The 12,391-nt window shown below is 63.2% G+C and carries 12 protein-coding genes; 4 read left to right on the top strand and 8 right to left on the bottom strand.

The features are described 5' to 3' along the window. The 3 genes from IEW02_RS22825 to IEW02_RS22815 all read right to left on the bottom strand — a co-directional run bounded on the left by IEW02_RS22825 (nt 1) and on the right by IEW02_RS22815 (nt 2,784). Nucleotides 1-1,200, bottom strand: coding sequence for an acyl-CoA dehydrogenase family protein (locus IEW02_RS22825; protein ID WP_188547312.1), 1,200 nt, complete (start codon nt 1,198-1,200; stop codon nt 1-3). A 151-nt stretch (nt 1,201-1,351) separates the two neighbouring features. Next, a complete protein-coding gene (locus tag IEW02_RS22820) occupies nt 1,352-2,203 on the bottom strand; it encodes a DODA-type extradiol aromatic ring-opening family dioxygenase (RefSeq protein WP_188547310.1) in 852 nt (283 codons plus the stop codon). 8 nt (nt 2,204-2,211) lie between these two features. Beyond that, the gene (locus tag IEW02_RS22815) at nt 2,212-2,784 is read right to left on the bottom strand and encodes an NADPH-dependent F420 reductase (protein ID WP_188547308.1); all 573 of its coding nucleotides are present in this window, start codon (nt 2,782-2,784) and stop codon (nt 2,212-2,214) included. Between the two features lie 103 nt (nt 2,785-2,887). On the opposite strand from IEW02_RS22815, the gene IEW02_RS22810 reads away from it, so the two are divergent. From IEW02_RS22810 to IEW02_RS22800, 3 genes are all read left to right on the top strand, one after another. Next, a complete protein-coding gene (locus IEW02_RS22810) occupies nt 2,888-3,376 on the top strand; it encodes a MarR family winged helix-turn-helix transcriptional regulator (RefSeq protein WP_229746253.1) in 489 nt (162 codons plus the stop codon). A gap of 154 nt (nt 3,377-3,530) precedes the next feature. After that, entirely contained in the window at nt 3,531-4,472 is a 942-nt protein-coding gene (locus IEW02_RS22805) for an NAD(P)H-binding protein (protein ID WP_188547306.1), read from the top strand. Nucleotides 4,473-4,565: 93 nt separating this feature from the next. Beyond that, nucleotides 4,566-5,933 (top strand): MFS transporter, encoded by a 1,368-nt coding sequence (locus tag IEW02_RS22800; protein WP_188547304.1) that lies wholly within the window; start codon nt 4,566-4,568, stop codon nt 5,931-5,933. Nucleotides 5,934-5,963: 30 nt separating this feature from the next. On the opposite strand, the gene IEW02_RS22795 is transcribed toward IEW02_RS22800, so the two are convergent. The 4 genes from IEW02_RS22795 to mhpA all read right to left on the bottom strand — a co-directional run bounded on the left by IEW02_RS22795 (nt 5,964) and on the right by mhpA (nt 10,041). Then, nucleotides 5,964-7,070, bottom strand: a complete 1,107-nt coding sequence (locus IEW02_RS22795) for a DUF3500 domain-containing protein (protein WP_229746276.1) — start codon at nt 7,068-7,070, stop codon at nt 5,964-5,966. Nucleotides 7,071-7,156: 86 nt separating this feature from the next. Next, nucleotides 7,157-8,008, bottom strand: coding sequence for a fumarylacetoacetate hydrolase family protein (locus tag IEW02_RS22790; protein WP_188547300.1), 852 nt, complete (start codon nt 8,006-8,008; stop codon nt 7,157-7,159). Nucleotides 8,009-8,054: 46 nt separating this feature from the next. Next, nucleotides 8,055-8,411, bottom strand: a complete 357-nt coding sequence (locus tag IEW02_RS22785) for a cupin domain-containing protein (RefSeq protein ID WP_188547298.1) — start codon at nt 8,409-8,411, stop codon at nt 8,055-8,057. A gap of 40 nt (nt 8,412-8,451) precedes the next feature. Next, complete coding sequence (mhpA, locus tag IEW02_RS22780) at nt 8,452-10,041, bottom strand: bifunctional 3-(3-hydroxy-phenyl)propionate/3-hydroxycinnamic acid hydroxylase MhpA (RefSeq protein ID WP_188547296.1); 1,590 nt, start codon at nt 10,039-10,041, stop codon at nt 8,452-8,454. Between the two features lie 191 nt (nt 10,042-10,232). Between mhpA and IEW02_RS22775 the strand changes: the two genes are divergently transcribed. After that, nucleotides 10,233-11,522, top strand: a complete 1,290-nt coding sequence (locus IEW02_RS22775) for an MFS transporter (RefSeq protein WP_188547294.1) — start codon at nt 10,233-10,235, stop codon at nt 11,520-11,522. Here IEW02_RS22775 and IEW02_RS22770 read toward each other — a convergent pair. After that, nucleotides 11,519-12,250 carry an IclR family transcriptional regulator gene (locus tag IEW02_RS22770; protein ID WP_188547292.1) on the bottom strand — a complete coding sequence of 244 codons (732 nt, stop codon included), beginning with the start codon at nt 12,248-12,250 and terminating at the stop codon, nt 11,519-11,521. The genes IEW02_RS22775 and IEW02_RS22770 overlap by 4 nt on opposite strands. Nucleotides 12,251-12,391: the final 141 nt, after the last annotated feature.

The raw sequence follows: 12,391 nt of genomic DNA, 5'->3' as shown, positions 1-12,391 counted from the left end.
TCACAAACCGATTGTCGGGTCGTAGTTTCCGAGCAGCTGTCGGCCGTATGCCTCGCGCCCGATCTCCGGGGTGACGAGCGCGTGGCGGGCTGCGGTCTCGCTGTCGCGCCAGATGCGGCCGAGAACGTTGACATCGGCGAAGGAGCCGGCGCCGTTGGCCGTCAACAGGTAATCGATTTCCTCGTTGATCAACTCGGCGACGACGCCCGTGTCGTTCCGGATACGCGCCAGCACCTCGGGGTTGGGCAGCGTCTTCCTCTCGGCAGCACCGTCGATCTCGGAGGCGATCGAGTCGATCAGGAGCTCGGCAAGATGGAGCTTGGTGGCCGCGCGAGCGACGTTCAGCTGATGGGTCGGCGAATCCTTGGCCTGGGCGTATGCGGTGTACGCGACCGGCTTCTTGGGGAGCTTCTCGCGGGTCAGTTCGAGTGCGTGACGACCCAAGCCGATCTGCGGAGCAACCAGGATGCCGGCTGCAACCGCGTTGAACGGCATGGACGCGATGATGTCCTCGGTGAACGGGGAGCGGAACTTCGACGCGAACATGTCCGGGACGGCCTGAACCCGATAGTCCGGAAGGAAGTGATCCTTGACCACGATGGTGTCGCTGCCCGTTCCCTGCATTCCGGCGACGTACCAGGTCGGCTCGATGGTGAAAGCCTCGGCGGGAATGAGCGCCATACCGGGGACGCCACCCTCCAGAGTGATGGTGATGCTGGCCCACTGAGCGGCGAACGAGCCGGAGGCGTACGGCCATTTGCCGCTCACGAGGTACCCGCCCTCGACCTTCTCGCTCTTGTCACCCGGGGAGAAGATGCCGCAGATTCGTGCGCCGGGGTTCGGACCGAAGATGTCCTGCTGGGTCTGCTCGGTGAACGTGCTCGCGTATGCAGTTGCGATCGCGGTCAGCGCAGTGACCCACCCCGTGGACCCGTCGCCGCGAGCGATCTCCGCAACCACGTCGCATGCGGTCTTGAAGTTCGCGCCCTGGCCGCCGAGGCGCTTGGGCACCATCACGTGGAACAACCCTGCTCCGGCGATGGCGTCGATGACCTCGGGAGAGACCTTGCGGTTCTTCGTCGCCTCGGCCGCGTGCTCGCGAATGAGCGGGATCAGCGCTGTTGCGCGTGCGATCAAGTCCGCGTCGGAGACCTCGATGGTGTCGAGATCGGACAGTTCGGGAGTGGCGAGCTGTGTCATGGTCGTAACTCTCTCTTCTACGAAAGGACGGATCCCGGAGGGTCAGTGACCCCGATCACGTCTGGCCTCTCAAGAATGTGACGTGGCGGGCGAGCCCGCAAGCACACGAAATTCACTCGGTCCATACGCCGAACACATCGACGCTGGTGGATCACGTCAGCTGCAACGACCGGGTCGAATTTCCGAACACGAACCGGTCGATTACCGTCCTGGCCGACCGCGGATCGTCGGCAGCGCCGATGGCCAGAAGGAGCGGCACGAAGTGGTCGGACGTGGGATGCGCAACCCGAACTCCCGGCGCCTTACGGCGGAAGTCGAGCAGAGAGTCGACATCACCGCGAGCGACGGCGTCCGCAACCCACTCGTCGAACGCCTGCGCGTGCGCGACGAGTTCCGGTTGCCGCATGACCGCGAAACTGTGCGTCATGAATCCGGATCCGATCACCAGGATCCCTTCGTCGCGCAGCGGTCGCAGCCGGGCTCCGAGTCGCAGAAGGGCGTCCGGAGTCAGGCTCGGCATCGACAGCTGAACGACCGGAACGTCGGCGGCCGGGTACATCGCCATCAGCGGGATGAATGCTCCGTGATCGAGTCCGCGGTCGGCGAAGCGGTGAACGCCGCCGGTGTCTCCGAGCAGGCTCGTCAGTCGACGAGCGAGATCGGTCGCATCCGGGGTGTCGTACTTCAGGGTGTAGTACCGCGGGTGGAAACCGCCGAAGTCGTACAGCAGCGGAGTTCCTGCTTCACTGCCCGACACTGCAGCGGGCGCATTCTCCCAGTGCGCGGACACGATCACGATGGCCCTCGGCGTCGGTAGCGAACGACCCCATCGATAAAGGTCGTCGAGCCACTGTGGGTCGTCGAGGGTGGGCGGAGCGCCGTGACTGACGAACAACGCGGGCATCCGCCCGTCGGCGGGGGTCCACTGCGGCCGCAACTGGGTGTCGGGAAGGACGCGGGCCAGTAAGTCGTCATAGGCCCCAGCCGGGGAACTCGAACTCATCTCCCGAGTCACTTCGTGACCGAGAAGCCGCCCGTGAAGGCAACCTTCTCACCGATGGCGAGCTGGAGCTGTAGGTACCCGATGGCCTCGAGCTCACGTGCAGCAGACAGCGCCCCGGCGTCGATCCCCTGCAGGCCGCCATCTGTCACAGCCTGCAGAAGAACCGCTTTGGCATCCTCATCGTCGCCCGCTACAAGCACGGTCGTGGGGTTCGCACCGACGGTTCCGCTGGCGAGAGTCGCCGCGAATGTGGTGTTGAAAGCCTTGAGCACCGACGCGTCGGGAAGCTGCTCTGCGAGCTGGCCGGCAGCGGAACCGTCGGCCGGGACCGCTAGGCGGAAGGTCTGGAAGTCGATCGGATTGCTGATGTCGACCACGATCTTGCCCGCGAACTTCGCACCGTGGGCTGCGACGATATCGCCGAATGCAGAGTAGGGAACCGCGAGTACGACGATGTCGCCCTCGACCGCGGTGTTTCCGGACCCGGAATCGATCTGCTGGACGTCGACGCCGCCGGCGGTGAAGATCGCCGCGATGGCCGAGCCCATGTTGCCCTTGCCGAAAATTGTTGCAGTAGTCATGTTCGTGTCCTTCTGATCGAGTGGGCCAATTTACTTTCCCTGGCAAGTAAAAGCATGGACCTGAAAACTTTCCGTGTCAAGTGAATCTCGCTATGCTTATCGGGTGACCGAGGACGGAACTCGCTGGCTCGACGACAACGAGGCGGCCGCATGGATGCCACTGATGTCGGTGATCATGTGGCTGCCCGGAGCTCTCGACGCGCAGCTTCGACAGGACGCCGGAATCACGCACGTCGAGTACGGCGTGCTGTCGAGCCTGTCGACGGCGACCGACCGGACGATGCGTCTGCGCGAACTGGCACGAATCGCAAACAGCACACTCTCTCGCCTGTCGAAGGTTGTCGACCGACTGTCCGATCGAGGGTGGGTGGAACGCCGACCGGATCCAGAGGACGGTCGCACCACTCTGGCTACCCTGACGGATCGAGGGTGGCAGAAGGTTCTCGACACCGCCCCCGGCCACGTGGGACGTGTCCGCGAATTGGTGTTCGACCGGCTCACCCGCACCGAGGTCACCCAATTGCGGTCGATAGCAACCACACTCGCGTCCGCGGTCGGCCCTGACGGCGAGCTCACCGACAAGGCGGACTGAGCCGTCCAACTGCACTAATGCTCAATGCGTATGACGTGCCTCACGATCTTGGCTGTGGACCTCGCGCGAAGTCGGTGGTCGTATGTAGCCCACGTCACAAACAGTGGACGCGCACGCGGTACGCCACAGTCGGCCGCCACCACAAGGAGTACGCATGAGTCGAATCATCATCAGCGGAGCATCAGGCGACCTCGGTCGTAGAGTCACAGGACTGCTTCTCGCCGCCAACCCCGACCAAGAGCTGATCCTGACCACCCGCACTCCGGACAAGCTCGCCGACATGGCTTCGGACACAGTGCAGATCAGGTACAGCGACTACCAGTACCCCGAAGCCGTGAGCGATGCATACGCGGGCGGCGACATCCTGTTCCTCATCAGTGGACTCAACCTCGGTCGACGTGTCTCCGAACATCGCGCGGCCATCGCTGCTGCGCAGCACGCCGACGTCGGCCACATCGTGTACACCTCCGTCGGCGGCGTTCAGCCCGGCAATCCCGCGCTCTCCGCGCGCGATCACCTTCAGACCGAAGCCGACCTGCGCGACTCCGGAATCGCGTACACCTTCCTGCGCAACCACCTGTACGCCGAGATCGTCAGCAACATCTTGGTCGCGCCCGCCGTACCGTCGGGCGTCATCTCGCAAGCGACCGGAGACGGCTTTTTCGCTCCAGTCGCGAAAGAAGACGTCGCACGATGCGCGGCCGAGTGCCTCAAAGACCCGAGCGCGCACGCCGGCCGCATCTACGAGATCACCGGCCCGGAGCTGCTCGACTTCCACCAGATCGCCGCTATCGCCACGCACGTGCACTCCTCCCCCGTCGAGTACAAGCCCGTCTCGGAAGAAGAACGCCTCGCATTCTTCGATGCAGTCGGTATTCCGCGCACGTACGACCCGACCATGCCCCCCAGCCCCGACGGTCACCTGTGGGCCAGCGACGAGCTCGTCTCCGCCGAAGTCGGTCTGGCGCAGGGATTTCAGGCGTTGCAGACCCGGCACGTGGAGCAGATCACCGGACAGGCTCCGGAACCCCTCGCCGCCGTCATGGAGCGAGTCCGCGAGGTCCGCTACGACATGATCGACGCCACCGTGGCGTAAGCCGATCCTCCGGCGGGAGGGGCCGCAGATAGTCCGCGGCCGCCCCCGGCGGATACCAACTCGACACACCCGAACAAGGACCACCGAACGATCATGACCACACCTGTGGAACCGACCCCGCTTCGTCCGCAGACCGTCGGCACGGACACCGCGGCGTCCGTGCGCCCGCCGAACAACTCCAGACGACGCGAAATCAGACGTGTCGTGCTGTCGAGCTATCTCGGAAGCACGGTCGAGTACTACGACTTTCTGCTGTACGCGACCGCCGCGGCTATTGTCTTCGCGCCGGTGTTCTTCTCCGACCTGTCCCCCGTGGCCGGCACCATCGCATCGATGGGCACGTTCGCGGCCGGGTACCTCGCACGTCCGCTCGGCGGAATCCTGTTCGGCCACTTCGGCGATCGGTACGGCCGTAAGTCGATGCTTCTCATCACCATGACGGTGATGGGCGGCGCGTCGTTTCTCATCGGACTCGTGCCCCCGGCCTCGGCCATTGGCTCGTGGGGTGCCGTCATGTTGGTGCTACTGCGTGTATGCCAAGGAGTCGCTATCGGTGGAGAGTGGGGCGGGGCGACTCTGATGTCACTCGAACATGTCGGCGGACGCGACAGAGGTTTCGCTGCGGCGTTCACCAATGCCGGCGCACCGACGGGGTCGCTGCTGGGCACCATTGCCCTCGCGCTCGTCGCACTGCTGCCGGAAGACGATTTCCTCTCGTGGGGGTGGCGCATACCTTTCCTACTGTCTGCTGTAATCGTCGGGCTTGGACTCTTCGTGCGAAGACGAGTATCGGAGAGCCCGGTGTTCCAAGAAGCTCTCGACGCGGACACTTCATCCCACGCCCCACCACTGTTCAGTGTCCTGAAGCGCCCCAGAAGTCTGATACTGGTAGCCGGTGGATGTACTGCGGGGGTAGCGATTCAGATCATGTTCACGACTTTCGGAATCGGGCACGCAGCCGCGGCAGGAGTTGCGAGATCGGATGTTCTTCTCGGCTTCGCCATCTGCCAGTTCTTCGCAATTTTCGCCCTCCTCGGCTTCGCCAGACTGTCCGACCGAGTGGGCCGTCGTCCAGTCATGCTGAGCGGACTCGTCGGGTTCGCAGTACTGCTGTTGCCGATCTTGTCCATGCTCTCGTCGGGAAATGCTGCTCTGGTGACTCTGGCCTTCGTACTCGGATTCTCGATATGCCAGTCGGCAACCTTCGGCCCGATGGCTGCTTACATTGCCGAACAGTTCGGCACCGCAGCGCGTTACACCGGAGCATCTCTCGGGTACCAAGCCGCGACGCTGCTCGGCGCCGGCTTTACACCCGTCATCCTGGTTTCGCTGCAAGCCGCAGGTGGCGGCGGCACTGGACTGGTAGCTGCGTTCATGTTCGCCCTTTGCGCACTGAGCGCGGTATTCATCCTTGCGTCGAGAGAGACGAAAGACCGGGATCTGGCCGTCTTCGAGCACTGATTCACGAACGGCGTCGCCGAGGCCGAACAGCTACAGCTCGTCGCTGGAGGTATATCTCGAGCTCAAATGCCCTCTCCCCCATCGTCCGTCTTTACCCGCTACCTCCGCGATTGTCCGTCGACCGAAGTCGTTGTCGAAATCTCGGAGAACCGTGTGAAGGTGATTCCCTTGCCCGACCGAGTTCACCGCCTCGATGAGGTGAAGAGGGGTGTGGACGCGAAAGTAGTGCGGAGCGCCCCGCTTTCGGGCGCCCGCCCACATGAAATACAGAGAGTCGATACCGGACGCGCGCAGTGCAGCGCGGTGCCGCTCACCGGCTTCGGCAGGAAGCCGCTCCAGATAGCAGTCGACGATCTTCCACAACAAGTGCTGCTGACCGTCGTCGAGTGCGCCACCGGAGATGCCCGAGGGTCGGTCGCGGACGAATTCGAGTGCGTGCCGGTCGGAATCGGTGATGACGTAATCAGGCATTCCGAGGTCGTAGTGATCAGGGATCTCACGGGCACCGATCCGCGGCACCTGACGAGTCACGAAGTCCGCGGGTGCCACATCATGGACCACGGCTGATTCGAGTTGGTCTGCGCTCATCGAGGCCAACAGCTCGAAGGCCGTCTCTTCGTCCTCGAAAAGCGGTTTGAGGACACCGTCGTACTCGGTCGGTTGTTGCCCGAGCGCCACAGGCGTGGCAGAGATCCACCGCTGGTCGATAATCGTGAGGTTCACGCACACGTGGTGCCCGAGGAACCGGAGCGTCCACGTGTCCTCGAAACCCGGGCGACCGAAAAAGGTCAGAAAATACGATTCCGAACTACGCCAGGAAGCCAATGCCGGACCGAGGAACCCGTATTCGTAGTCCCGAAGGACGTGCTCCATTTGCGGGATTGCCAGAACCTTGGTGAAGGTGCGCAACGGAACTGCCAGTCTGATCAGATCCCACATCAAGACCTTCTGGTGCCGATCGAGGTGGTGCATCGAAAGGCCGGTACGGTCGGGTCTCGGAATGATGTCCCAATCGAGTCGTCGTGGGTCGTCGAAGGCGTCGATGACGGCTAGAGACCGCTGCTGAGAGTCGAATGTATCGATCAATCCCATAGCGGTCACCAACAGCTTGGTTGCCGTCTCCGTCGCTTCGTACATGTCGGCCACTGCATTTGTCCCTTCGATCTTGTGTTCACCGAGTCCGACAGAATCGGAGAGTTTCGTCCGCGCATCCCGGGAGCCGATCATGCGGACGGCGTCGATCGTCCCGACGAGTCGACGATGGGAGTCACGAGTGTTCCCAGGCGATCGACCTCGACCTCGACCACGTCACCTGCGTTCAGCAGCCACGGCGGGTTTCTGACGTAACCGACGCCCTCGGGTGTGCCCGTCGCGATCACGTCCCCGGGATTGAGGGTGAAGGTGCGGCTGATCAAGGCCAGTACCTCACCCAATTCGAAGATGTGGTCCCGCGTGTTGCCGTCCTGCACGACCGTGCCGTTCACCCGCGTGAGCACCCTGAGTCCGTCGCGAAGATCGCCGACTTCGTCCGACGTGACCAGTGGGCCCATCGGTCCGCTGCGGTCGCCGTTCTTCCCCAAAGTCCACTGCGCGGTGAGCTTCTGAGCTTTGCGCGCAGTCAGATCGTTGAACGTGGAGTACCCCAGCACCGCCTCACGAGCGGTGTCGGCATCGACATCGCACAACGAAGCACCGACATACGCGGCCACCTCACCTTCCCAATCCAGACCGGCTTCACCTGCAGGCACCGGAGCGGACTGTCCACCGGCGGTAAGTGACGAGGTCCACCGCCCGAACAGCGTGGGGTAGTCCGGCACCGTGAACGACCCCTCGGCGGCATGGGCGCGGTAGTTCAAACCGATGCAGATGACACGGGCCGATTCAGGGACGGGGGGAACCAGTTCCACCGTGCCGACGTGTCGACGGCTATCGGTCTCGTTGCGAGCGTTCGCCACCCACGGAAGCGGGTCGTCCCAGAACGCCTTGACGTCCGTGATGGGCGCAATGTGGTCGCCGTCGAGTCGGCCGACGAGGACGGCGTTCTCCCCCGGCACTGTAAAGCCCACTAGTTTCATGACGCTTGCTCCGCTTCCGTGTAGACCGTTCCGTTTGTCACAGCAATCAATTCACGCCTCCGGCGGGCTTAGCGCTGAGCAGTACGACCAGCAACGTCGCACTGCTGCTCTGTACGTTCCGTATGGACCGGACCTCGCCACGGTCGAGATGGACCGAATCGTCCCGTCGTAGCGTGGCAACTTTCCCGTGCGCGTAGATCACCAATTCACCGTCCAGTACGACGTAGATCGTCTCGAACGCGGTCGGCAGCAGGTCGACGAACGAATCGGGTGCATATGTCGAGATGGACACGACGCACCCGTCCGGGCCGCCGGCGTCCAACCCTTGCAACCGGACGGCGGTGACACCGTGATGACCTGGAGGGGCGTAGGGCACCGCATCTTCGAAGCGGGTCAGGTGCATGACGTGTCCTCTCGTCCCGCGATGGCTGCGCGACGCATGATCACGACGTGAGCGCCGATCCGTGACAGCGCACTCGAATCAGGAATCCCTCGATCAGATCGGCGGTGTCGTGCCCGGAACTCGCGCCGTACAGGTGAAAATCGGGGCGGACGAGAACGGTGTCGACACCGAGCTCGTCGAACCAGCGGCCGTACGTACCGTCGACATCCTCGGCCGCGTGGGCACGCTCGTCCGTCGACGACAGATCAACCATGCGGATCCCGAGATCGTCCAGCGCTGCTCGAACGCCCGCGTCGATGCTTTGAAATGCCGACGGCGAGCGGGTGATCACGGCCCCCGCCCCTCCGAATGCATCGTCGAACCTCGCCACTTTCCCGCCGACCCTCACGTTCCCCTGACGAGACAACGAGCCGCCGGCCTCGCCGGTGTGAACACCCTTTCCCAGCCCTGGACGAGGAGGAGTCGGCGGTGCCTTACCCTCCTTCCACTCGTCGATCATTCGTCTGTCCCGCCGCGCGGCCTCGTCGTGGTCGGTGATGCAGATGACTTCACCCAGCGAGGTGGAGAACTTCACGAAAGCGACTGCATGATGCAGGCGTTCGGTGCCGTAGGTGTCGAGTAGGCGATCGTCCGTGACGCCGCGCAGGACCGCGTCGAGCTTCCACGACAGATTCATGGCGTCGCGGACACCCGCACCCAGGCCCTGCCCGGCGAAGGGCGGCATCAGATGTGCTGCGTCGCCGGCAAGGAACACGCGGCCTCGGCGCCACTCCTGCGCCCAACTCGATTGGAACGTGTACACCGAGTGTCGCTCCAGGTCGGCGTTCTCCTTGCTGATTCCGTAGGGCTGGAGCAATTCCCACGCTTTGTCCGTAGCGTTGAGCTCGTCCTTGGTCTCAGTCGGCAGGCGCATGAACTCCCAGCGTCTGCGACCGGGACCGCCCGGGACCATGGTTGACGGTCGGCGCACGTCGCAATTCTGAGACGCAATGTGCGGGAAGTGCATGTTCTCGTGCAGTACGACGTCGACGACCAACCAATCGAAGAAGTACCCGTCGTCGTGCCACTCGATTCCGGTCAGCGAGCGGATCGTACTGTTGGCTCCATCGGCGCCGACGACCCAGTCGGCTATCACTGTCACCTCGCCCGGGCCGCTCGACGACTCGAGACCCACAGTGACGTCCCTGCGCGTCTGCGTCGACGACACCGCTTCCCATCCGCGCATCACCTGCACGGTGTCGAGGGACGCGACGATCGAGTCGAGAGCATCTTCGAGGGCGGGCTGGTGAAAGAAATAGGTGTTGTACCAACCAGATTCACCGGTGCCGCTCCAGTCGACCTCGACCAGGGTATCGCCGTCACCGTTACGCCAGGAGTACATGTCGTCGTACGGAACGGTGATCTCGGGAATCGTGTCCGGCGACAGCCCGATCGACTGCAAGATGCGAGCGAAGTCCGAGCAATGAGTCACTGCACGCGGCAGAGGATAAGCAGCTTCGTTCTTGTCGACGACCACGACCGTGTGGCCCTTACGGCCCAGCAGAATCGAGAGCAGCTTCCCTACCGGACCGAACCCGACCACAAGAACGTCCGCGGTGATGCGGTTCGAGATCGATTCGCGAGTGTCCATGCCTGGAGACTGCCGGTCGTCCGCACCCCAGTCACGCCATGCGTCCCAGTTTTCGGGACACCAAACCGCCGGATCGCCATAGTGGTGAGCGCCACATTCGGTGTCCCGTTTTTCGGGACGAGTGTCTTACCCGACGCTCGAACGAGACCCATGATTCCGAGAACGCCTACACCGAACATTTGGAGATTGCGATGAACCAGACGACGCCCCGCCCAAAAATCGATACAGAAACTCGATCGAACCCCGCAGTCATCGTCTTGTGCATGTTCGTCACCGTCATCGAGGGCTTCAATCTCATCGTCTACGGTTCGGTCGTCCCGCTCTTGCTCGACGACAAGACTCTCGGTTTGACGGACGAACAGGCTGGACTCGTCGGCGGCCTCGTCTATATCGGCGCGATATCAGGATCGGTGATCGCTCCATGGTGCGCGGACCGAATCGGCCGAAAACGCGTGCTGCTGGCTGCAATTGCCGTGTTCGCGCTCGGAGCGGCACTGACGGGCTGCGCGCCGAGTGCGTCCATACTGGCTATCGCGCGATTCGTCACGGGATTCGGAGTGGGTGGGGCGCTCACTACGGCCATGACGGCCGCTCGGAACAGTTCCACATCTCGGCGTGCCTCATTGGTCGTCACCATCACCATGGCCGGCATTCCGCTCGGCGGCGTCGTCGCGGCACTCCTTGCCATTCCGATCCTCCCTGCGTTCGGTTGGCGCCCGATGTTCTTCGTCGGAGCAGGGGCCGCTCTCGCCATCATGGTCGCCGTGGCGTCGATAACGATCTCGTCCGACACCCCGCAGGAGATCGCGGGCCGGCTGTGGTCGACGAAGCAGAAATTGCGGATGTTGTTCGTCGGGCGAGGTCTTGTGGCCACGATCGTCATCGCAGCTTGCGCAATCATGAACATGGTTGCGTGGCAGGGCCTCAACGTATGGCTGACTCGAGGCATGCTCGACCTCGGTTACTCGCTTCGCGCCGCACTGCTCTTCGCCTTCACCCTCACCGGCGCAGCAGTCCTCGGCTCGTTCCTCACCGCATGGCTGGCCGACAAGCGAGGCTCGGCCCTGGTGTCGGTCGCCACCGCGTCCTGCACACTTCTCGGTCTGCTCGGCATGCTCGCGCTTCCGCTGAGTGTCGGTACCACCGTCGTGTGTGTGGCGATGATGGGAATCGGCGGACATTCCACCATGAACTTGGTGCACACGACCACCGCCGACCATTTCCCGCTTCCGGTACGTGCCACGGCCCTCGGATGGTCGAACAGCACGTCGTTTGTCGGTGCATTTCTCGGACCCGTACTCGGCGGAAGTGCCATCGCGGTGGGCGGAGCGCACGGAATGTTCTCGGTCTTCGGCGCCGCCGCATTGTTCTGCCTTCTCGCCGTCGCCGGCCTGTATCTGACGGATCGCTCCGCCCGACGGCGCGGTGACGATGCGTACGACGCCCAGACCGACGACCGCAGCGTGTCGGCAACTCCTTAGAACGAGACTGACGACCGGTCGACGGCAGGATTGATCACCTGCAACTCCTCGAGTGCCGCAGACCGCTTGTCCGCGAAACGGGCGGTAGGCATCACGATACTGACGGCTTGCAGCGCCCCGGTCGGACCGACGAAACCTGTTGCCATGGCGCTGATTCCGAGATCGTGCTCTTGGTTGTCCACGGCGATGTGAGAGTGCCTGATTCGATCGAGCCGTTCCAGCAGAGTGGTCGTGTCACACACGGTGTTCTCGGTGAAACGCCGCAGAGGCTGCTGGACGAGGCCGAGAACCTGTCGATCGGGAAGATGCGCCAACAGTGCCATGCCGATGCAACTCGCGTGCAGAGAGAAGCTCTTGCCTACCTTGGATACGCCTCGCAAACGCTCCGGCGACGCAAGTTGATCCACCACGACCACCTCACGTCCGCTGAAGACGGCGAGTTCGACATTCTCGTTCATCGTGCGGGCCAGCTGCGCTAGCTGAGTTCGATTGCTGGACAACAACCTCAGGTGCGCGTTCATTCCGAACTTCAGCAGGCCCGGACCCAGCGCGTACCCGTGCCGTTGCGGAACTCTGACCAAGAACAGCTCGCGTTCGAGCGATTGAGCGATGCGATGGACCGTCGATCTCGGCAGCCCGGTACGAGCCGCAAGCTCGCTGAGAGACAACGAACCGCGACTCTCGGCAATCGCATCGAGAATCAAGGTGGTGCGACCGATGTCGGCCATCGACTAACCACTCCTCTGCGGTGGACGGACCCGATGATGCTCGACTGACATCGTTGCCGTTGGATATGGGCGACCCGACAGAATGGTAAGCGAGGTCGGTGCGCATCCGAACGGACACTGATTGGCGACCGACGTCGAGGT

The organism is Rhodococcoides trifolii (genome assembly GCF_014635345.1).
In the GTDB taxonomy this organism is placed as follows: domain Bacteria; phylum Actinomycetota; class Actinomycetes; order Mycobacteriales; family Mycobacteriaceae; genus Rhodococcoides; species Rhodococcoides trifolii.
Note: the sequence above shows the minus strand (reverse complement) of the source record. Positions and strands in the feature narration are given on the sequence as shown.